Origin of the sequence: Streptomyces sp. NPDC005408 (genome assembly GCF_040606445.1) — a bacterium.
GTDB lineage: Bacteria > Actinomycetota > Actinomycetes > Streptomycetales > Streptomycetaceae > Streptomyces.
On sequence record NZ_JBEXEX010000018.1, the window covers coordinates 45960 to 67729 of the forward strand.

General features: G+C 70.6%; 14 protein-coding genes. 10 read left to right on the plus strand and 4 right to left on the minus strand.

The window, feature by feature from the left end; genetic code table 11:
* Positions 1-10: 10 nt before the first annotated feature.
* The 9 genes from ABZS64_RS18935 to galE all read left to right on the plus strand — a co-directional run bounded on the left by ABZS64_RS18935 (position 11) and on the right by galE (position 14762).
* Complete coding sequence (locus tag ABZS64_RS18935) at positions 11-1936, plus strand: TIGR03960 family B12-binding radical SAM protein (protein ID WP_355830678.1); 1926 nt, start codon at positions 11-13, stop codon at positions 1934-1936.
* A gap of 115 nt (positions 1937-2051) precedes the next feature.
* A complete protein-coding gene (locus ABZS64_RS18940) occupies positions 2052-3302 on the plus strand; it encodes a hypothetical protein (protein WP_355830476.1) in 1251 nt (416 codons plus the stop codon).
* Positions 3303-3429: 127 nt separating this feature from the next.
* Positions 3430-4209, plus strand: coding sequence for a TIGR03936 family radical SAM-associated protein (locus tag ABZS64_RS18945; protein WP_355830478.1), 780 nt, complete (start codon positions 3430-3432; stop codon positions 4207-4209).
* 231 nt (positions 4210-4440) lie between these two features.
* Positions 4441-8328 carry an Rne/Rng family ribonuclease gene (locus tag ABZS64_RS18950; RefSeq protein WP_355830482.1) on the plus strand — a complete coding sequence of 1296 codons (3888 nt, stop codon included), beginning with the start codon at positions 4441-4443 and terminating at the stop codon, positions 8326-8328.
* 333 nt (positions 8329-8661) lie between these two features.
* Positions 8662-9780 carry a DegT/DnrJ/EryC1/StrS family aminotransferase gene (locus ABZS64_RS18955; protein ID WP_355830484.1) on the plus strand — a complete coding sequence of 373 codons (1119 nt, stop codon included), beginning with the start codon at positions 8662-8664 and terminating at the stop codon, positions 9778-9780.
* The gene (locus ABZS64_RS18960; protein WP_355830487.1) at positions 9777-10790 is read left to right on the plus strand and encodes a Gfo/Idh/MocA family oxidoreductase; all 1014 of its coding nucleotides are present in this window, start codon (positions 9777-9779) and stop codon (positions 10788-10790) included. Before ABZS64_RS18955 ends, ABZS64_RS18960 begins: the two co-directional genes overlap by 4 nt.
* An 11-nt stretch (positions 10791-10801) precedes the next feature.
* The gene (locus ABZS64_RS18965) at positions 10802-12421 is read left to right on the plus strand and encodes a glycosyltransferase (RefSeq protein ID WP_355830490.1); all 1620 of its coding nucleotides are present in this window, start codon (positions 10802-10804) and stop codon (positions 12419-12421) included.
* Entirely contained in the window at positions 12418-13701 is a 1284-nt protein-coding gene (locus ABZS64_RS18970) for a nucleotide sugar dehydrogenase (protein WP_355830493.1), read from the plus strand. Before ABZS64_RS18965 ends, ABZS64_RS18970 begins: the two co-directional genes overlap by 4 nt.
* An 80-nt stretch (positions 13702-13781) precedes the next feature.
* Entirely contained in the window at positions 13782-14762 is a 981-nt protein-coding gene (galE, locus tag ABZS64_RS18975) for a UDP-glucose 4-epimerase GalE (protein WP_355830496.1), read from the plus strand.
* Between the two features lie 86 nt (positions 14763-14848).
* On the opposite strand, the gene ABZS64_RS18980 is transcribed toward galE, so the two are convergent.
* From ABZS64_RS18980 to wecB, 3 genes are all read right to left on the minus strand, one after another.
* Positions 14849-16972 (minus strand): glycosyltransferase family 1 protein, encoded by a 2124-nt coding sequence (locus tag ABZS64_RS18980; protein ID WP_355830499.1) that lies wholly within the window; start codon positions 16970-16972, stop codon positions 14849-14851.
* On the minus strand, positions 16969-18324 hold the full coding sequence (locus ABZS64_RS18985) for a glycosyltransferase (protein ID WP_355830681.1): 1356 nt from the start codon (positions 18322-18324) through the stop codon (positions 16969-16971). The genes ABZS64_RS18980 and ABZS64_RS18985 overlap by 4 nt, the downstream gene beginning before the upstream one ends.
* 166 nt (positions 18325-18490) lie before the next feature.
* A complete protein-coding gene (wecB, locus tag ABZS64_RS18990; RefSeq protein WP_355830502.1) occupies positions 18491-19594 on the minus strand; it encodes a UDP-N-acetylglucosamine 2-epimerase (non-hydrolyzing) in 1104 nt (367 codons plus the stop codon).
* Positions 19595-20009: 415 nt separating this feature from the next.
* Here wecB and ABZS64_RS18995 point away from each other — a divergent pair, with 415 nt between their 5' ends.
* Positions 20010-21074, plus strand: a complete 1065-nt coding sequence (locus ABZS64_RS18995; RefSeq protein ID WP_355830506.1) for a hypothetical protein — start codon at positions 20010-20012, stop codon at positions 21072-21074.
* 87 nt (positions 21075-21161) lie between these two features.
* Here ABZS64_RS18995 and ABZS64_RS19000 read toward each other — a convergent pair whose 3' ends face one another.
* Complete coding sequence (locus tag ABZS64_RS19000; RefSeq protein WP_355830509.1) at positions 21162-21764, minus strand: acyltransferase; 603 nt, start codon at positions 21762-21764, stop codon at positions 21162-21164.
* Positions 21765-21770 lie beyond the last annotated feature (6 nt).

Sequence of the window (21770 nt, forward strand, 5' to 3'; positions counted from 1 at the left end):
AGACATTGCGATGCCTGTCGAGTCGGTCTTCCCGCGCCTGGAAGCCCTCCTGCCGCACGTGCAGAAGCCCATTCAGTACGTCGGCGGTGAGCTCAACTCCACCGTCAAGGACTGGGACGCCTGCGATGTCCGCTGGGCACTCATGTACCCCGACGCGTACGAGGTCGGACTGCCCAACCAGGGCGTCATGATCCTCTACGAGGTACTGAACGAGCGCGAGGGTGTGCTCGCCGAGCGTACGTACAGCGTCTGGCCGGACCTCGAAGAGCTCATGCGGGAGCACGAGGTCCCGCAGTTCACCGTGGACTCCCACCGTCCGGTGAAGGCCTTCGACGTCTTCGGGCTGAGCTTCTCCACCGAGCTCGGCTACACCAACATGCTCACCGCCCTCGACCTCGCGGGCATCCCGCTCGAGGCCAAGGACCGGACGATCGACGACCCGATCGTGCTCGCGGGCGGCCACGCGGCCTTCAACCCCGAGCCGGTCGCGGAGTTCATCGACTGCGCGGTCATCGGCGACGGTGAGCAGGCCGTCCTCGACATGACCGAGATCATCCGCGCCTGGAAGGCCGAGGGCCGCCCGGGCGGGCGCGAGGAGGTCCTCTTCCGCCTGGCCAGGACCGGCAATGTCTATGTCCCGGGCTTCTACGACGTCGAGTACCTGCCCGACGGCCGTATCGGCCGGGTCGTCCCGAACAAGTCGGGCGTGCCGTGGCGCGTTTCCAAGCACACCGTCATGGACCTCGACGAGTGGCCCTACCCCAAGCAGCCCCTCGTGCCCCTCGCCGAGACCGTCCACGAGCGGATGTCCGTCGAGATCTTCCGCGGCTGCACCCGCGGCTGCCGCTTCTGCCAGGCCGGCATGATCACGCGCCCTGTCCGGGAGCGCAGCATCACCGGCATCGGCGACATGGTCGAGAAGGGCCTCAAGGCGACCGGCTTCGAGGAGGTCGGCCTGCTCTCGCTGTCCTCCGCGGACCACAGCGAGATCGGCGACCTCGCCAAGGGTCTCGCCGACCGGTACGAGGAAGACAAGATCGGCCTCTCGCTGCCGTCGACCCGTGTGGACGCCTTCAACGTCGACCTGGCCAACGAGCTGACCCGCAACGGCCGTCGCTCCGGTCTGACCTTCGCCCCCGAGGGCGGCTCCGAGCGCATGCGCAAGGTCATCAACAAGATGGTCTCGGAAGAGGACCTGATCCGTACGGTCTCCACCGCGTACGGCAACGGCTGGCGCCAGGTGAAGCTGTACTTCATGTGCGGTCTGCCCACCGAGACCGACGAGGACGTCCTCCAGATCGGCGACATGGCGGTCAAGGTCATCGCCGAGGGCCGCAAGGTCTCCGGGCAGAACGACATCCGCTGCACCGTCTCCATCGGCGGCTTCGTGCCCAAGCCGCACACGCCCTTCCAGTGGGCCCCGCAGCTGAGCGCCGAGGAGACGGACGCCCGTCTGGAGAAGCTGCGCGACAAGATCCGCGGCGACAAGAAGTACGGCCGCTCGATCGGCTTCCGCTACCACGACGGCAAGCCCGGCATCGTCGAGGGCCTGCTCTCGCGCGGCGACCGCCGCGTGGGCGCGGTCATCCGCGCCGTCTACGAGGACGGCGGCCGCTTCGACGGCTGGCGTGAGCACTTCTCGTACGACAGGTGGATGGCCTGCGCCGAGAAGACGCTGGCCGAGTTCGGCGTGGACGTCGACTGGTACACCACGCGTGAGCGTACGTACGAGGAGGTCCTGCCCTGGGACCACCTGGACTCCGGTCTCGACAAGGACTGGCTCTGGGAGGACTGGCAGGACTCGCTCGACGAGACCGAGGTCGAGGACTGCCGCTGGACGCCGTGCTTCGACTGCGGTGTCTGCCCGCAGATGGACACGCACATCCAGATCGGCCCGACGGGCAAGAAGCTGCTGCCGCTCACCGTCGTCAAGTAGAGCTCGGGGGAAGGCCCGGCCGCAGGGGGAAACCCCCGTGACCGGGCCTTCGCGCGTCCCGGCACAATGCGGCGTAAAGCGCAGGTGCTGGATCCGAACGGGGCTGTAACGCGTCATGGCTGACATGGAGTTCGAGAAGTCCCCTCAGACCTACGGGAGTCATCAGGCGCCCGCGCATTACCAGCCCGGCGAGGGCTGTCTGACCATCGTCGTCCGGGTCCCGGTGCGGATCGTGGTGCTGGTCGTGTTCGTACCCGTACGGATGGTCTGGGACCTCCTCGTCGTCTGCGGGCGCGCTGTCGACCGCGTACTGCTGAGGCCGCTCGGCCGCGCGCTGGTCTGGTTCTACGAGAGCGTGCTCGCGCCCGCGGCGCTCTTCGTCGGCAAGGCGCTCTTCGTCCGGCCGTGGGTGGCGCTGTGGCGGTATGTCGTGGTGCCGGTGGTGACGTACGGGCTGGTGGTGCCGGTGGTGTGGATCTACCGGCAGCTGCTGACGCCGCTGGGCCACGGCATCGCATGGCTGCTCACAGCGCTCGGCCACGGCATCGGCTGGCTCGTCGAGAATCTGCTGTTCGGGCCCGCGCGCTGGATCTACCGCCGGCTGCTCACCCCGGTCGGGCACGGCATCGCCGCGGTGCTCGGCTGGCTGGGCATGGCGCTGTTCGTGTGGCCGTGGGTGGCGCTGTGGCGGTATGTCGTGGTGCCGGTGGTGACGTACGGGCTGGTGCTGCCGGTGGTGTGGATCTACCGGCAGCTGCTGACGCCGCTCGGTCACGGCATCGCATGGCTGCTCACAGCGCTCGGCCACGGAATCGGCTGGCTGCTGACAGTGATCGGCCGCGGCATCGCCGCCGTCGGCCTCGGAGTGTGGGCGGCCGTCGTCTGGCTGGTCGTCACGCTGCTCGTCACGCCCGTCAGCTGGGTCTACCGGCACATCCTCGCCCCTGTCGGACGCGAGATCGCCGACGCTTTCGCCGTCGCCTGGCGCATCGCCGGATACATCTCGCACGCCGTCGGCAGGGCCCTGAAGTGGCTCGCCTGGAATCTGGTGGGGCGGCCGGTGCGCTGGTTCTACCAGGTCGTCGCCACCCCCGTCGGGCATGCCGTGCGCGATGCCGTCTGGCGTCCGGCGAAGAAGGCCGCCGTCGAGGCGGGCCGGGCCGCCCGGGCCGCACTGCGATCGGCCCGCGAGACCGTACGCCAGGCCAGGCAGGAGGCCTGGAGGGCGCTGGTCGGCGGGCCCCCGGCGTCCACGCCTGTGGAACCGGTAGCGCGGCAGACGCGTAGGCTGGGTGATACGCAACAAACACAGACTGTTCCCGGCGCGGCGGCCGGACCCGAGATCTCCCTGCACAAGCAGGGGTGAGCCGGACAGGCCCCCAGGGAACACCCCCCGCACGTCCGAGGGCGGCGCGCCCCCCGCGCCCGCCCCGCACCGAGGAGAAGAACCACTGGGCAAGCGACAGCCCGAAGGCCCGCCGCCCGCACCGGCGGTGCAGCGCATCCGACTGCGCTACACCAAGCGCGGCCGCCTCCGGTTCACCAGCCACCGTGACTTCCAGCGTGCCTTCGAGCGGGCGCTGCGCCGTGCCGAGGTGCCCATGGCGTACTCGGCGGGCTTCACACCGCACCCCAAGGTCTCCTACGCCAATGCCGCACCCACCGGCACGGGCAGCGAGGCCGAGTATCTGGAGATCGCCCTCACCGAGCACCGCGACCCCGACAAGCTGCGTGAGCTGCTCGACGAGTCGCTGCCGGGCGGGCTCGACATCACCGACGCCGTCGAGGTCCGTACGTCTGGGCTCGCCGACCGGCTCACCGCCTCCGTGTGGGAGCTGCGGCTCGACGGAGTGGGTGTCGGGGATGCTTCGGAAGCAGTGTCCGCGTTCCTCGCCGCCGAGACCGTCGAGGTCGAGCGCAAGACGAAGAACGGCATGCGGACCTTCGACGCACGAGGTGCCGTGGCAGAGCTGCAGGCGCTCCATCCACCGGCTGATAGGCCGGGGGACGGGCCCTGTGCGATACTGCGGCTGGTTGTTCGGCACGTAACACCTGCCGTGCGACCCGACGACGTCCTGTCCGGTCTCCGAGCTGTGGCCGACCTGGCGCCGCCGGTCCCCGCAGCGGTGACCAGGCTGGCGCAGGGGCTCTTCGACGAGGAGTCCGGCACGGTGACCGACCCGCTCGCGCCCGACCGCGAGGCAATTCCGGCCGCTCCACCCACGGCCGCCGGAATCGCCGCCGCGACGGCGCCGGAAGGTCCCGCCGCGTAAGGACAGTCGTTGTAGCGCAGCCCTGGTACTCGGGAGCCACCTGGGTCGGGCCGCGCACTGACAGGAGACTTTCGCCAGGCCGTGCGTACATCGCGTACGGAACCGGCGAGCCATACATCAGCTCCCGTGCGGCGCCCGCGCCCCGGACGGCGGCACCGCGCACATCATGCGGGCCGTGACCGGACCGGAATCAGGCGTGGCGCCCGGGAGCGTGACGGGAGAACCGCCCGCATGCACGAGCCGAACGAATCCGGCACTGCCGGAGAGACCGAGAACAATTCACCCAGCGACACGCTGCCGCCGCGCCGCAGGCGCCGCGCAGCATCGCGTCCCGCGGGGCCGCCGACGGCGGCCGCGGGTTCTGCGGAGGCCGCCCAGGTCACCGAGACCGCGCCCGCCGAGACCGCTGTGACCGCCGAGGCCACTGAGGCCGAGGCTCCCGCGACGCGTACGCGTCGCCGTGCGACCCGTAAGGCGACCGCGCCCGCCGGTGCGCCGCAGCCCGCAGAGGCCGCTGAGACCACCGAGGCTGCTGAGGCCGCCGAGGTGTCCGAGCCGGAGGCCGAGGCCCCCGCTCCGCGTACCCGTCGGCGTGCGACCCGTAAGGTCGCCGCGCCCGCCGAGGCTGCTGAGACCACCGAGGCCGCTGATGGCGCCGAGCCGGAGGCCGAGACCCCCGCGCCGCGCACCCGCCGTCGTGCTACCCGCCAGGTGGCCGCCCCCGAGCCGGTCGCCGAGCCTGCTGCCGCCGAAGCCGTGGCCGCCGAGGACGAGACCCCGGCCGAGGCGTCCGCGCCGCGTGGCCGTGCCCGCCGCCGGGCGTCCGCGCCCGCCGGTGCTCCCCAGGCCATAGAGGCGACCGAGGCCGCCGAGCCGGAGGCGCCCGCCGAGGAGGCCGCCCCCACGGGCCGCACCCGCCGTCGCGCCACCCGCAAGGTCGCCGCGCCCGCCGCCACCCCGCAGGCCGACCAGGACGAGGACGTCGCCGAGGCCGGCGAGAGCCTGCCCACGGGCGCCGTCGCCCAGATCACCTCCGACGAGGCCGAGGTCGCGGCCGCCGAGAAGGCGGCGACCCGGGGCCGTACGCGCCGTCGCGCCGCCACGCCCGAGTTCGCCCAGCCGGCCAGGGCCGAGAGCGAGAAGGCCGAGAGCGAGAAGGCCGAGACCGAGAAGGCGGAGACCGGGAAGGCCGAGGCGCCCGCGCGCGGCCGCCGGGGCGGACGGCCCGCCGTGGCCGTGTTCCAGGCCCCCGTCTTCACCGAGCCGATGTTCCAGACCCCGGAGACCGCTGCCGCTGCCGCCGCCGCTGCCGTGGAGGAGCCGGAGGAGGACGAGGACGTCGTCGAGCCGGTCGCCGAGACCGTCGCCCCCGAGCCTGCGGGCCGTCGCCGCCGTCGCCGTCGCGGTGAGCCCGCCGAGCCGGTCGAGGCCCCCGCGCCCGCCGCGCAGGAGGCCGAGGCGGAGACCGAGACCGAAGTGGAGCAGGCCGCCGAGGGCGAGGAGTCGGACGAGTTCGAGGACCGTCCTTCGCGCCGTCGTCGCCGTGGTGGCCGCCGTCGCCGTCGCGGTGAGCCCGCCGACGCCGACGAGACCTCGGAGGAGCCCTCCGAGGAGGCCGCCTCCGAAGAGGCCCAGTACGACGAGGAAGCCGAGGACGAGGAGGAGGGCGAGACCGAGACCCCCTCGGCCGCGGGCACCACCAGCAGCCGTCGCCGCCGTCGCCGCCGCCGTCGCAGCGGTGAGCCCGGCGAGGTCGAAGAGGCGGGCTCGGGCGACCCGGAGCGTACGGTCGTCAAGGTCCGCGAGCCGCGCCCCGCGCGCTCGAAGAGCGACGAGCCGTCCGACGAGGTGCAGTCCATCAAGGGCTCGACCCGTCTGGAGGCGAAGAAGCAGCGCCGCCGCGAGGGCCGTGAGCAGGGCCGCCGCCGGGTGCCGATCATCACCGAGGCGGAGTTCCTCGCCCGCCGCGAGGCCGTCGAGCGTGTGATGGTCGTCCGCCAGAGCGGCGAGCGCACTCAGATCGGCGTCCTCGAGGACAACGTGCTCGTCGAGCACTACGTCAACAAGGAGCAGGCGACCTCGTACGTCGGCAATGTCTACCTGGGCAAGGTGCAGAACGTACTGCCGTCCATGGAGGCCGCGTTCGTCGACATCGGCAAGGGACGCAACGCCGTTCTGTACGCCGGTGAGGTCAACTTCGAGGCGCTGGGCATGGCCAACGGCCCGCGCCGTATCGAGGTCGCGCTCAAGTCCGGCCAGTCGGTCCTCGTCCAGGTGACCAAGGACCCGATCGGCCACAAGGGCGCCCGCCTGACCAGCCAGGTCTCGCTGCCCGGCCGCTACCTGGTGTACGTGCCCGAGGGCTCGATGACCGGCATCAGCCGCAAGCTGCCCGACACCGAGCGCGCGCGTCTGAAGACGATCCTCAAGAAGATCGTCCCCGAGGACGCGGGCGTCATCGTCCGCACCGCCGCCGAGGGCGCGAGCGAGGACGAGCTGCGCCGCGACGTCGAGCGTCTGCAGGGGCAGTGGGAGGACATCCAGAAGAAGGCCAAGAGCGGCAACAGCTCGAACGCCCCGACTCTGCTCTACGGCGAGCCGGACATGACCGTCCGGGTCGTCCGCGACATCTTCAACGAGGACTTCTCGAAGGTCATCGTCAGCGGTGACGAGGGCTGGGAGACCATCCACGGCTACGTCAACCACGTCGCACCGGACCTCACGGACCGGCTGTCGAAGTGGACCTCCGAGGTCGACGTCTTCGCGACGTACCGGATCGACGAGCAGCTGATGAAGGCGCTGGACCGCAAGGTCTGGCTGCCGAGCGGCGGTTCGCTGGTGATCGACAAGACCGAAGCCATGGTCGTTATCGACGTCAACACCGGCAAGTTCACCGGCCAGGGCGGCAACCTCGAAGAGACCGTCACCAGGAACAACCTGGAGGCGGCCGAGGAGATCGTGCGTCAGCTGCGGCTGCGCGACCTGGGCGGCATCGTCGTCGTCGACTTCATCGACATGGTCCTGGAGTCCAACCGCGACCTGGTCATGCGGCGTCTGCTCGAGTGCCTGGGCCGCGACCGTACGAAGCACCAGGTGGCCGAGGTCACCTCGCTGGGCCTGGTCCAGATGACCCGTAAGCGGGTGGGCCAGGGACTGCTGGAGTCCTTCTCCGAGACCTGCGTCCACTGCAACGGCCGTGGCGTGATCGTGCACATGGAGCAGCCGACCTCCGTCGGTGGCGGTGGCGGCAAGCGTTCCAAGAAGCGCGGCCGCGGCGGCGCGGAGCAGGTCCACGAGCACGAGGTCGCTGCCGAGACCGAGACCGAGGCCGAGACCGAGGCGGAGGTCGCCGCCGAGGCGGCCGCGCCGGTGGCGCTCGCCGAGCCCGAGTTCGTTCCGGACGAGGAGCTGTACAGCAGCCCCGCGGAGGCGGAGGCCGCCGCGTCGCGCGGCCGTGGCCGCCGTCGGGCGACTCGCAAGGTCACCGCTCCGGCGGGTGCGCCGAAGGCAGCGGCTCCCGCGGCCGAGGCCGAGGTCGTCATCGAGGCCAGGAGCGAGGCGCCGGTGGCCGAGGCCCCTGTCGCCGAGCCCGAGGCCCCGGCTCAGGAGGCGGCCCCCACGGGCCGCACCCGCCGCCGTGCGACCCGTAAGGCGACGGCTCCGGCCGGTGCGCCGAAGGCCGCCGAGACGAGTGCCGTCGAGGCGGAGGTCGTCATCGAGGCGAAGGCCGAGGTCCCGGCGCAGCCCGCCGAGCCCGAGGCCCCCGTCGCCGAGGAGGCTCCCGTCGCGGCCCCGCCGCGTGCGCGCCGCCGGGTGACCCGCAAGGTCACCGCACCCGCCGGTTCGCCGTCGGGCGCCGAGGACGCCGCGATCGTCGTGGTCCCCGCGACGGCGGAGCCGGTGGCTGAGGCCGACGAGGCCGAGGCTGCCGCCCCGGCCAAGAAGGCGGCCCGCAAGACGGCCAAGAAGGCAACCGCGAAGAAGGCCGCCACCAAGAAGACGGCGGCCAAGAAGACCGCGGCGAAGAAGACGACTGCCAAGAAGGCCGGTGCGAAGAAGACCACCGCGGCGGCCGAGCAGCAGTCGCTGCCGTCAGTGACATCGACCACCGAGAGCTGAACAGTTGATGAGCCCTCAGTGAACGGACCGTGTCCCATCTCGCAGACCGCGGGATGGGACGCGGTTTTTGTCGCCGAATCGATGCAGTGCTGCGTTAACAGCCCCGAAATTGACTAGGAAATCCCTGATAATGTGACGGCGGTCGCTGCCGGGTGAGGGCCCCGTTCCGGACACTACGGTGGGTGACCGGCCCGGTTCGGGACAAGACCGGTCCCAGATCCTCGGTAGGGCGTTGGCTTTGCGCCGGAGGGGTGTGCGCGGCCTCGAGAGACGTCCGCTCCGCCCCTGACCTCTGCCTATATAGAGCTCTTGCGGTGTTCAAGGAGGACGTCCATGACGAGCAGCAACCAGCAGCCCATCCCCGCTGCACGCCCGGTCATCGGTGAGGAAGAAATCGAGGCCGCAGTACGCGTACTGCGCAGCGGCAGGGTCGTACAGGGCCCCGAGGTCGCCGCGTTCGAGGAGGGCTTCTCGGAGCTCGTCGAGGGGCGCCACTGCGTGGCCGTCAACTCGGGTACCTCCGCGCTGCACCTCCTTCTGCTGGCCTTGGGCATCGGCCCGGGTGACGAAGTGATCGTTCCTTCGTTCTCTTTCGCCGCTTCGGCGAACGCGGTCCGCCTGGTCGGCGCCGATGTCGTCTTCGCCGACATCGAGCCCGGCAGCTACGGCCTGGACCCCGCGGCCGTCGAGGCCGCCATCACCCCGCGCACCGCCGCGATCATGCCGGTGCACCTGTACGGCCACCCGGCCGCGATGGACAAGATCATGCCCATCGCCGCCAAGCACAAGCTGGCCGTCGTCGAGGACGCCTGCCAGGCGCACGCGGCCGCGCTGAACGGCACCCCGGTCGGCGCGTTCGGCTCCGGCGGCACCTTCAGCTTCTACCCGACCAAGAACATGCACTCCCTCGAGGGCGGCATGATCTCCACGGGTGACGCCGAAGTCGCCCGCACCCTGCGCCTGCTGCGCAACCAGGGCATGGAGCAGCGGTACGCCAACGAGATCGTCGGTGCCAACATGCGTATGACGGACGTCGCCGCCGCCGTCGGCCGCGTACAGCTGTCGAAGCTGAACGGCTGGACCGAGCAGCGCATCGCCAACGCCGCGTACCTCACCGAGCACATCACCGCGCCGAACGTGCAGACGCCGACCGTCGCCGAGGGTGCGCGCCACATCTACCACCAGTACACGATCCGCATCAGCGGTGACCGCGACGCCGCGATGGCGAAGCTCACCGAGGCGGGCGTCGGCAACGCCGTCTACTACCCGACCCCGATCCACCGGCTGAAGCCGTACTGGGAGCCGGACCAGAAGGCCGGCCGTAACTGGGACCTGCCCGAGACCGAGCGCGCGGCCGCCGAGGTCGTCTCGCTGCCGGTGCATCCTTCGCTGGCCGCGGAGGACCTCGAGCGCATCGTCGTCGCCGTGAATGACCTTGGAGAGAACCTGTGACCACTCGGGGACTGCGGGCCGGCCTGGTCGGCCTCGGCTCGATGGGCCGCCACCACGCCCGCGTACTCGCCGGCCTGGAGGGCGTCGAGCTCGTCGCCGTCGTCGACCCGATGGGCGACAAGAACGGCTGGGCGCAGGGCGTCCCCGTGCTGTCGACCGTCGAGGAGCTCATCGCGCTCGGCATCGACTACGCCGTCGTGGCATGCCCGACCGCCCTGCACGAGGAAGTCGGCCTCACGCTCGCCGACGCCGGTGTCGGCGCGCTCGTCGAGAAGCCGGTCGCGGACACCGTCGAGGGCGCCCGCCGCCTCGTCGATGCCTTCGAGTCGCGCGGCCTGGTCGCCGGCGTCGGCCACATCGAGCGCTGCAACCCGGCGCTGCGCTCCCTGCGCCAGCGCCTGGAGGCGGGCGAGCTCGGCGACGTCTACCAGGTCGTCACGCGCCGCCAGGGCCCCTTCCCGCACCGCATCGCCGATGTCGGCGTGGTCAAGGACCTCGCGACCCACGACATCGACCTCACCGGCTGGGTGACCGGCCAGACGTACACCTCGATCTCCGCGCGTACGGTCTCCAAGTCGGGCCGTCCGCACGAGGACATGGTCTCCGCGGTCGGCCAGCTCTCCGACGGCACCATGGTCAACCACCTGGTCAACTGGCTGAGCCCGCTCAAGGAGCGCTTCACCTCGGTCACCGGCGAGAAGGGCTGCTTCATCGCGGACACCCTCACCGCCGACCTGACCTTCTACTCCAACGCCGCCCAGGCCACGGAGTGGGAGGCGCTGCAGGCGTTCCGCGGCGTCGCCGAGGGTGACATGATCCGCTACGCCATCCCGAAGCGCGAGCCGCTGCTGGTCGAGCACGAGCTCTTCCGTGACGCGGTGCTCGGGAAGTCGCACGACATTTGCACGCTGCGCCAGGGTCTTCGTACGGTCGAGGTCGCAGCTGCCGTTCTGGAGTCCGCTGCCACGGGCATCACCGTCGATCTCTCCGCGTACCCCGCGGCCCAGTAGGGCGAGGAGCCTTGACCAGTCCTGATGTCACCGTCGTCGTCGCCGTGTACAACACGATGCCGTATCTGACGGAATGCCTTAACTCCCTTGTCGGGCAGAGCATTGGCCTGGACAGGCTCGAGATCGTGGCCGTCGACGACGGTTCCACGGACGACAGCGGAGCGGAGCTCGACCGGTTCGCGAAGAAGTACCCGGACACCGTCAAGGTGATCCACCAGGCGAACTCCGGTGGCCCGGCCGCGCCCAGCAACAGGGCGCTGGACGTGGCCACCGGACGTTACGTCTATTTCATCGGCTCCGACGACCACCTCGGCAAAGAGGCGCTGGCGCGGATGGTGGCCTGTGCCGACAAGCACGACTCCGACGTCGTGGTCGGCAAGATGGTCGGAACGAACGGCCGCTATGTCCACCAGGCGCTCTTCAAGAAGAGCGACCCGGACGTCAGCCTGTACGACTCGGCGCTGCCGTTCACGCTGGCCAACACCAAGCTCTTCCGCCGCGAGCTGGTGGACAAGTACAAGCTGCGCTTCCCCGAGGACCTGCCGGTCGGCAGCGACCAGCCCTTCACCATCGAGGCGTGCGTCCGGGCCCGGAAGATCTCGGTGCTCGCCGACTACACGTACTACTACGCGGTGAAGCGCGGGGACGCGAGCAACATCACCTACCGCGCCGATCATCTGGCGCGGCTGCGCTGCACCACCGAGATCATGAAGCACGCGGCCGGACTCATCGAAGCGGGCCCCCAGCGTGACGCCCTCTTCAAGCGTCATTTCACCTGGGAGCTCGCCAAGCTCGTCCAGGACGACTTCCCGTCGCTGGACGAGGCGACCCGGCAGGAGGTGTGCGCCGGTGTCGCCCGTCTCGCGGACGAGTACTTCACCGACGCGCTCCGTGACTCCCTGGACGTCAAGCGGCGCGTACGGATCGGTCTTGCCCAGCGGGGCGCGGTCCAGGAGCTCGTACGGGCCGTCACCGACGAGTCCGAACCGCCGTGCCTGATCGAGGACGGCCGCGCCTACGTCCGCTACCCGGGCTTTCGCAGCGCGGGTGTGGACATGCCCGACCGCTTCTTCGAGGCGGACGCCGAGTCCCTCCCCAAGGTGCTGGCGGACGCCACCGGCCTCGTCTCCGCCCAGTGGGAGCAGACCGGCGAGAAGCTGGCGCTTTCCCTGGCCGTACGGGCCGGTGCCGTCGGAGACACCGGTTCGGCCGTCATCCGTCTCGTCCAGGGAGCCATGCCCAAGAGCTCGGACAAGGCGGGCGGCCGCAGGCTGCCTGACGGGCACGAGGCGGCCGCCCCCGTGGGCGAATTCAGCCGCGAGCCCATGCCCGACGGATCCGGCACGCTGATCCGCGCCACCATCCCGATCGAGCCGAAGCGAGCCAAGCTCGGCGTCCGCGTCCATCTGGACGTGGCAGGCTCGACGTACGAGATCCCGGTGAAGACCTGCGGGCTGCCGCTGCCGCTCGCACGGCGGTGGCGGGAGAGGATCCCGTACCGCATCTCCGCCAACGCGAACCCGAAGGGGCGGCTGGTCATCACCACGGCCCCCCTGTGGGAGCCCAAACTCGGCTGGGCCACGCGCCTGCGCACCCTGCTGTCCCGTGTGAAGAGGAAACTGACCCGATGAATATCTGTGTAGTCGCGCTGGGCAAGATCGGCCTGCCGCTCGCCGTCCAGTTCGCCGCCAAGGGCCACAAGGTCATCGGCGCCGATGTCAACGAGAAGGTCGTCGAGCTGGTCAACGCCGGCACCGAGCCCTTCCCCGGCGAGCACGACCTCGACCGTCTGCTCAAGGAGACCGTCGGCGCCGGGCTGCTGTCCGCGACCACCGACACCGCCGCCGCCGTCGCCGAGTCCGACGCCGTCGTGGTCGTCGTCCCGCTGTTCGTGGACGCCGAGGGCGTGCCGGACTTCGGCTGGATGGACTCCGCGACCAAGGCGATCGCCGCCGGTCTCAAGCCCGGCACCCTCGTCTCGTACGAGACCACCCTGCCGGTCGGTACCACCCGCACCCGCTGGGCCCCGATGCTGGAGCAGGGCTCCGGCCTCACCGCGGGCAAGGACTTCCACCTCGTCTTCTCGCCGGAGCGGGTGCTCACCGGCCGGGTCTTCGCCGACCTGCGCCGCTACCCCAAGCTCGTCGGCGGTATCGACGAGGCCTCCGCGAAGCACGGTGTGGAGTTCTACGAGCAGGTGCTCGACTTCGACGAGCGCGAGGACCTGGCGCAGCCGAACGGCGTCTGGGACCTGGGTACCGCCGAGGCCTCCGAGCTGGCCAAGCTCGCCGAGACCACCTACCGCGACGTCAACATCGGCCTGGCGAACCAGTTCGCCCGTTTCGCCGACAAGAACGACATCGACGTCAAGAAGGTCATCGAGGCCTGCAACTCGCAGCCCTACAGCCACATCCACCAGCCCGGCATCGCGGTCGGCGGCCACTGCATCCCGATCTACCCGCGGATGTACCTGTGGAACGACCCGGAGGCCACCGTCGTGCGCTCGGCGCGCGAGGCGAACGCCGCCATGCCCGAGTACGCCGTCGACCTGCTGGCCGCCGCCTACGGCGACCTGGAGGGCGTGGGCGTGCTGGTGCTCGGCGCCGCCTACCGCGGCGGCGTGAAGGAGACGGCCTTCTCCGGCGTCTTCCCGACCGTCGAGGCGCTCAAGGCGCGCGGGGCCGTCCCCTTCGTGTCCGACCCGATGTACACGTCCGAGGAGCTCACGGCGCACGGCCTGACCCCGCACGAGGGACAGACCGTCACCGCCGCGATCCTGCAGGCCGACCACGCCGAGTACCGCGAGCTGGCCGCCTCCGACCTGCCGGACGTCCGCGTCCTGGTCGACGGCCGGCGCACCACCGACCCGGCGCGCTGGGAAGGCGTACGCCGCGTCGTCATCGGCGGCTGAATTTGTACCTGAGTACGTGAGCAAGACAGTGGCCCCGTCCCGAGTCACCGGGACGGGGCCGTTCTGCAAGGGGTGTTGACATGACGTGGCTGATCACGGGCGGTGCCGGATTCATCGGCTCCCATGTGGTGAAGGCGATGGCCGAGGGTGGCGAGAGCGTCGTCGTCCTCGACGATCTGAGCACCGGCAGCGCCGGCCGGCTGCCCGCGGGCGTACGGCTGGAGGTCGGTTCGGTCCTCGACCGTGAGCTGGTCGACCGGGTCCTCGCCGAGCACTCGATCACCGGAGTCGTGCACATCGCGGGCAAGAAGCAGGTGGCCGAATCGGTCGAGAAGCCCCTGTACTACTACCGCGAGAACGTCGAGGGTCTGCGGACCCTGCTCGAGGCCTCGGCCGCGGCGGGCGTGGGCCGGTTCCTCTTCTCCTCGTCGGCCGCCGTCTACGGCATGCCCGACGTCGACCTGGTGACCGAGGCGACGCCCTGTCTGCCGATGAGCCCGTACGGCGAGACCAAGCTGGCCGGTGAATGGCTGGTCACCGCTGTCGGCAGGGCGAACGGTATCGCGACCGCCTCCCTGCGCTACTTCAACGTCGCCGGCGCCGCCTCGCCGGAGCTCGGCGATGAGGGCGTCTTCAACCTCGTCCCCATGGTCTTCGAGCGCCTCACGGCCGAAGAGCCGCCGCGGATCTTCGGTGACGACTACGCGACGCCCGACGGCACCTGCATCCGTGACTACATCCATGTCGAGGACATCGCGTCCGCGCATGTCGCGGCGGCGCGCCGGCTTGCCGCCGACCCCTCGGCCTCGCTGGTCCTCAACATCGGCCGCGGGGAAGGCGTTTCGGTCGCGGACATGATCGACATCATCCTCGACGTCACCGGGCGCACGGACAGCAAGGCCGAGGTCACCGCCCGCAGGCCCGGCGACCCGGCCCGTGTGGTGGCCGCGGCCGACCGCATCCGCCAGGAGCTGGGCTGGGAGGCGCGCCACGACGTCCGCGCGATGGTGGCCTCGGCCTGGCAGGGCTGGTGCCTGCGCCACCCTGAGGCGCGCGGCTGACCCGCTCGCAGCACGTACGCCGAAGGGCCCCCGGGGAATCCCGGGGGCCCTTCGCGTTGCCTTACGGCCCTACACGTCCTGCGGTCCTACTCGCCGAGGAACAGCTCGTCGAAGCGACGGCTCACCACCGGCCAGTCCCACGCGGACAGCGCGTGCTCGGAGGCGAGCTTGCCCGCGTTGCGCCAGCTCTCCTCGGTCGCCGTGGTCTCGAGGATCCGCTTCGCGGCCTCCTCGGGGGAGCCGACGACCCAGCCCTCGGGGTAGAGGGTGCGGGCGCTGTGCTCGCGTCCGGCGTAGAACGGCCAGTCCCGGACGACGGGGACGGCGGCACTGGCCGCGCCCTCCATCAGACCGACATGGCAGCCCTCACGCACCGAGGAGCTGAGGATCGTGCCGATGCCGGTCAGCGCGGACGGTACGTCGTCCGTCGGTCCGAGACGAACCACGGCACCCGACTCGACCAGCGGTTCCAGCTGCCTCTCGAACTCCTTGAGGTAGTCCTTGGTGGCACGGCTGGTCTTGGGATCCATGTCACCGCCGACCAGCAGCAGCCGGTAGCGCTCGTCGTGCTTGCGTACGCGCTCCAGGACGTCGATGGCCCACAGCGGGTCCTTCGCCACCTGCGAGACACCGATGAGCCCGAGGTTGAAGCGGGCGTCAGCGGGCTTGGCGCGGTTGAAGGCGCTCAGGTCCATGGCGTTGTCGATCATGTGCGTACGAGGCGCCTCGGGACCGCGGAGCTGCGGAACCAGCGCGGTCGTCAGGTCCTGCACATGGTCGGCGACATAGATGAGGTCGTCCACGCGGGAGAAGTCCACCAGGTGCGGCCACCGGGTGAAGGCCTCGTAGCTGTGCAGCCGGACCACGATCCGGGTGTCGCCCGGGTCGATCGTCGTGAGCATCACGGCCGGTGCCACACACCAGTCGAGGAACACCGTGTCGGCCCAGTCCAGATGGGGCCGCATGAGCGTCTCGACCTGCTCCGCGTAGAGGGCGTCGCCCCCGAGACGGTTCTCTATCATCCGCCGGCCGGCCCACGAGAGGCGCTTCATGGCGGGGCTGGCCGCCAGGTCCAGGTAGCGGACCTCGACACCCTGGTGGGCCTCGTAGTGGGACAGGATCAGCTTGAGGAAGTTGTCGTTCGCGCTCGTGGTGACCAGCAGCCGCAGCGGCCGGTCCTTCGGAGGCGTCGCGGCCGGGGTCTTGCGGCCCCGGGGCTGCGTGATCTTCTTCATGACCGCGGAGCCGTGCACCGGCGCCGAGAAGGCTGCCGGGTCACTGGCCAGCGGCGAGCTGAGCTGGTCGATGTGGACGACCCGGTGGAAACCGAGCACGAGCGCACGGTCCAGCGTGGACGCGGCGGACGCCGGATCCCCGGCCTTGAACTCCTCGTCCGCGGTGGTCAGCAACTCCTTGACCGTGCCGTCGAGTTCGCGCGGAGCGATACCCCGCTTCAGCTCGGTCTTGGCGGCCTCGTCCAGCAGCCCAGTCCTGATCTTGCGGTCCGAGATGCGCTGCGCGGCGGTGGTCAGCGCGAGCGTCGCGCCGCCCGGCCGGCCGGCCCAGCGCATGCCCTCGGCGACCTGACGGGACAGAGCGGCCCGTACGTTCGCGGGAACACCGGGTGCGACGAGCGCGGTGCGCCACAGCCGGGCACCGACGCTGCTGCGCATAAGGGGACGCGCCGTGGCCGTACGGATCACAGTCGCGGGCAGCGCCTTGGCCTGGCGGCGTACGTCGCTGACGATCACCGAACGCGGCGGCAGAGCCCTGCGCTTGGCCGGGGCCGGGGTCCGCTGCGGGTCCGACAGGGCCCGCAGCGCCGGTGCGAGACCGAAACTGGCGTCCGCGTCGGTGTACTGGGACAGCCGCCACACCGTGTACACGGCGTTCGCGTCGAGCGCGACGAGCTGCTGTGCACCGAGGCCGTGACGGCGCAGCCAGGGATGGCGGCGGGTCTGGATCCACAGGCGACGGCTCGCCGGGATCTTCCGCAGCTTGCGGCGGGTCGCCGTGCGCAGATGCCCTATGCCGTACGGCAGTTGCTGGTACCCGTCCAGCTCGAGCCGGTCGAGTTCCTCCTGGCAGCCCTTCGTGTCGAAGGCGCAGGCCAGGTAGACGCGTGCGCCCTGGGCGCGGAACTTCTGCACCGCGCCGGCCAGCACGCCGAGCTGCGGCTGGGAGGCGGCGACGAGCAACACTTCGGTCACTGGGTGGGACCTCCGGCGACGATCGACTTCGATGAGAGGTCGTCCACATCCGTGGCTTCGGCAGTCTGGGGAACGATGCCCTCCGCGGGCTCGGCCACTACACCGTGCTCGGCGGCGAGCCGGTCGACGAGGTTCTTCACGGCGACCGACATCAGGGCCTCGCGGGTGAACTGGTCGGCGTGCGCCATCGCTTCGGCGTGGACCTCGTCGCTCGTCTCGACGGCCATGTGGGCCGCCTTCACGAAGGACTCCGCCAGGCCTTCCTCGTCGATGCCGACGGCACCGGTCCACAGGGGATGACCGTTGAGGACGTTCGAGGCGTCGTGCTCGACGACGTGCGCCGACACGATCGGCAGGCCGGTGGCCATGTACTCGTACACCTTGCCGGAGGTCACGAAGCGACCGCCGATCAGGATGAGGACCATGGCGTCCCAGCGGGCGTAGATCGAGGAGACCTCGGCCTTGGCGGCGGGGCCACCGAAGAAGACGCCGTCCGCCTCGGCCTGCTTGAGCATCTCGGAGTGCTTGTTCGCCTCGCGGCCGGCTCCGTTGCCGATGTGGCCACGGACCTCGAAGCGCGCGTTGGCGAGCAGTGGCTCCTTCTCACGGGCCGCACGCCAGGCGTTGAGCACGGTCTCCAGGTGCGTCGGCGTGAAGTTGACCGTGCCCAGGTAGCCGAAGACCAGACCCGACTCGGGGTCCGGGTTGTGGGCGCGGCCGGGCGAGCTGTCCGCGTCGTAGCCGTTGCGCACGACCTCGACGCGCGAGGCGAACTCCGGGTAGCGGGCGCGGTAGTGGTCCGCGATCGGGTCGTTGACGACCCACAGCGAGACCGCGTTGTCGAGGACCTTCTGCTCCCAGCGGCCCAGCTCGGAGTCCTTGGTGAACGCCTCGATGCCGGTGATCACATCGATGGACCAGCCGTCGCGGAAGTCCACGGCGTACGGGACCTTGGCCTCTTCCCAGAGCTTCCAGGCCGCGGCGAGGTTCACATACGGAACACAGCTGGCCACGAGCAGATCGGCCGGGTGCTCCGCGTGGATGTCCAGGACGGCCCGCTCCAGATCGCCGCGCCACTCGCCGAAGTTCGGCTCGGGGAACGGCTTCTGCTGCCGCTTGCGCAGCTGCGTGACCCACTTGTTGGGGTTGAGCGCCCGGTCCTCGCTGTAGAGGCGGATGTCCGTTTCCAGGTCCTCGCGGGAGAGCGGCAGCTCGACGATCTTCACCCGCGGGTCGACCTGCTCCAGAAGCGTGAGGTCGACGCCGGAGTCCCGCTCCCAGGACTCCTGGGCGATGTTGATGACGGTGACGTCCCAGCCTGCCTTGCAGAACTGGTTCGCCGTCTCGCGCATGCGGTAGGCGCTGCTCTTCGCAGCCGGCGGGAAGCCGATGGCGAGATAGATGACGTGCGGTCGCGAGCCTTCTGAGGGCAGCCCGGACCTGGGAGACGCTGACATAAACGGTGACGCTAGCACGGTGACAAGTACGGATTAGAGCCTGCAATGAGGCGCTTGTCCGTCACACGCGCCGGCTGCCCCCCTTCCACTCTTCCATGATCCGGACAACGTTCTGCGCGGCTCGTCCGTCGCCGTACGGGGTACCCGGGTCGGCCGTCGGAACGGCGCGGGCGACCGTGGCGGCCCACTCGTCGGCGGAGAGCTCGTGCGGGTCGGGAACCAAGACGTTCCAACCGGTGTCGACGGTTTCAACCCACTCGGTCTCGGGACGGATCGTCGTGGTGATCCGCTCCAGGAGGAAGGCCTCCTTCTGCAGGCCGCCGGAGTCGGTGACCACACCGGTCGAGGCGAGCACCGCGGCGACCAGACCCGCGTACGGCAGCGGACGGCCGACGTGAACCGAGCCCTGCGCGAGTTCGATGCCGTGCTGCTCGGCCCGTGCGACCAGGCGCGGGTGGGCAAGCAGTGCCACCGGCACCGGCAGCTTGGCCATGGCGCCGATGATCGCGGCGAGGCGCTCGGGGTCGTCGGTGTTGTCCGGCCGGTGCAGGGTCGCCAGCAGGAACGGCTTCGAGGGGTCGATGCCCTCGGGCAGCGCGGGCGCGGCGTGCTCGCCGGCGAGCACCGCGTCGCGGATGCGCAGGCAGATGTCGACCATCACGTCACCGGCCAGCACGGCGCGGTCCTTGAGGCCCTCGTCGGCGAGGTGGCGCATGGCCTCCTCGGTCGGGGCCAGCAGGACGTCGGCACAGTGGTCGGTCAGTACGCGGTTGTGCTCCTCCGGCATGCGCCGGTTGAAGGAGCGCAGACCGGCCTCCAGGTGCGCGACCGGCAGGTGCATCTTCACGGCGGAGAGCGCACCGGCGATCGTCGAGTTGGTGTCGCCGTAGACGAGGACCCAGTCGGGCTGCTCGCGCTCCAGGACCGGGTCGAGGGCGGTGAGCACCGAACCGGTCTGGACGCCGTGGCTGCCGGAGCCGACACCGAGGTGGACATCCGGGTCGGGGATGCCGAGACCGTCGAAGAAGACGTCGGAGAGGTCGGCGTCGTAGTGCTGCCCGGTGTGCACGATGACGTGCTCGTGCTCGGTCCCTGCGAACGCCGCCGCGATGGGGGCGAGCTTCACCAATTGAGGACGGGCACCGACGATGCTGATGACTTTCACTGAACACTCTTCTTCTGGGTCAGGTCACTGGCGGGGCGTGTCACGGTCTCATACTGCGGGCCGACACCCCGCGCGATCACGCCACCGCCGACGCGGCCGGACCGGCCCGGCGAAGCGCGCGCTCCCAGGGGTGTTGTACCCAATGGTAGGCAATGGCCGAGGTGAGCGGACCGGCGGCCGGGGGATCGCAGGTGGGCGCGCACCCCGGATAACGATTTCGTGAACGCGGCAGGAGAGTGCGGCAGGGGAGTGAGGGGCCGACCGGGGCCCGTACCGGGCTCCGCACCTGTCGTACTATCGTCGCGCAAGTTTTGCGGGGCGGTCACGCGAAAGACGATGGTGAGCCATGGCGGTCTGGTCCGGACGGAAATCTGCGCGTCGCTCGGACGCGCCGCCTAGCCGAAAGGCCACCCCGATGCCCACCGTGGAAACGTCCCTGGCCCCCACCACCGGCTGGCTGGTGCGCGGCAAGGACGGCAGGCTCACGGCGTATGCCCCGGCGACCGACGGCGTGCTGCGCTGGACCGAGGCACGCCCCGGCGGCCCCGAGTGGCACGGACCCGAAGTGATCCCCGGCCGCGGTGTGCTGCCGTATCTCTCGATAGCCCAGGGCGCCGATGGCTACGTCCACCTGGTGAGCCTGCGCCGCAGCCGCCTCAAGGACGGCCGGACCGGCACCGATGTGGTCTACGCCGTCCAGTACCAGTCCGGTCTCGCGGTACGTGACTGGTTCCCGCTCGGCTCCCCGTACCCGAACGACCCCGACCTCGCCGAGCAGATCGGCCTTCCCTCGGCCGTGGTGGACGCCGAGGGCTCGCTGCACGTGTTCGTACGCAACGCGGGCGGCGGGGTCTGCGGGCGCGCCCAGGTGCCTTCGGGCAAGTGGAACAAGTGGGCCGACCTCAAGGGCAGCGGAGGCGTCGGCACGGTGTCCGCCTCGCTCACCCCGGACGGTCTGATGGAACTGCTCGTCCCGACCGGGGACCACATCATGCGCTGGGACCAGGAGGAGCAGGGCGTCAAGTTCCGGCGCGTGGACGACATCCCGGCCAAGGCCGAGGCAGACTCGCTCACCTCGGAGCGCACCGGCGGCAACCGGCTCACCCACTTCTGGCACGACGCGGGCGATCACACGGTCAGCGCCTGGCGCCAGAACGCCGATGCGGCCCCGCTCGGCAATGGCGGGGGCACCGGCCCGGTCGCGGTGCTGCGTACCCCGGTCGACGGTCACGACTGCACGATCCTCGCCCACCGGGACGCGGCATCCGGCCGCCCGGCGCTGGCCGCATACCCGACGGAGGACGAGTCCTCGGGTGTCAGCTGGACTCTTACGGGTGAGCCGTGCGCGGGGGCGCCTGCGCTCGCGATCGATGCGCGGGGCCGGGTCGTGATGGCGGCGTTCGGTACGGACGGGACGCTGCGGGTCACGCGCCAGAAGGCGGAGTCGGGCCTGGCCCTGGAGGCCTGGACCCAGGTCTGACGGCCACCCGGGTCTGACGGCCAATCGGTCTGACGGACATGGCGAAACCCCCCGGACCAGGTCCGGGGGGTTTCGACAGCCCTTGCGTCAGACCGCCTGCTCGGCGAGGACGCCGTCCTTCTCCACGTACACCGTGCCGGTCTGCGGGCACTCCCAGACACCCGGCTCGCCCTCGCGCTCCACCAGACGCACGCCGACCCGGCCGACCCAGCCGATCTGCCGGGCGGGCACGCCCACGACCAGCGCGAAGTCCGGTACGTCCTTGGTCACGACCGCGCCCGCGGCAACCATGGACCAGCGCCCGATCCGCACCGGCGCCACGCACACGCAGCGCGCGCCGAGCGATGCGCCCTCGGCGACCTTGACGCCCACGGCCTCCCAGTCACCGCCGCGCTTCTGCTTGCCGTCGGGGTCGACGGAGCGCGGGTTGTGGTCGTTGGTGAGCACCACGGCCGGGCCGACGAAGACACCGTCGCCGAGCTCGGCGGGCTCGTACACCAGGGCGTAGTTCTGCAGCTTGACGTTGTCGCCGATCTGCACGCCGGTGCCGACGTACGCGCCGCGGCCGACGACGCAGCCCTCACCGAGCTTGGCGCCCTCGCGGATCTGGGCAAGCTCCCAGACGCTGCTCCCGGCGCCGATGACGGCGGTCTCGTCGACCTGGGCGGTGGGCTGGACCCTGTAGTTCACTGTTCT

Excerpts from the sequence above, each read along its gene's own strand:
- ABZS64_RS18935 (WP_355830678.1), top strand. The coding sequence starts at position 11 with ATGCCTGTCGAGTCGGTCTTCCCGCGCCTGGAAGCCCTCCTGCCGCAC.
- ABZS64_RS18940 (WP_355830476.1), top strand. The coding sequence starts at position 2,052 with ATGGCTGACATGGAGTTCGAGAAGTCCCCTCAGACCTACGGGAGTCAT.
- ABZS64_RS18950 (WP_355830482.1), top strand. The coding sequence starts at position 4,441 with ATGCACGAGCCGAACGAATCCGGCACTGCCGGAGAGACCGAGAACAAT.
- ABZS64_RS18955 (WP_355830484.1), top strand. The coding sequence starts at position 8,662 with ATGACGAGCAGCAACCAGCAGCCCATCCCCGCTGCACGCCCGGTCATC.
- ABZS64_RS18970 (WP_355830493.1), top strand. The coding sequence starts at position 12,418 with ATGAATATCTGTGTAGTCGCGCTGGGCAAGATCGGCCTGCCGCTCGCC.
- galE (WP_355830496.1), top strand. The coding sequence starts at position 13,782 with ATGACGTGGCTGATCACGGGCGGTGCCGGATTCATCGGCTCCCATGTG.
- ABZS64_RS18985 (WP_355830681.1), bottom strand. The coding sequence starts at position 18,324 with ATGCGCGAGACGGCGAACCAGTTCTGCAAGGCAGGCTGGGACGTCACC.
- ABZS64_RS18995 (WP_355830506.1), top strand. The coding sequence starts at position 20,010 with ATGCCCACCGTGGAAACGTCCCTGGCCCCCACCACCGGCTGGCTGGTG.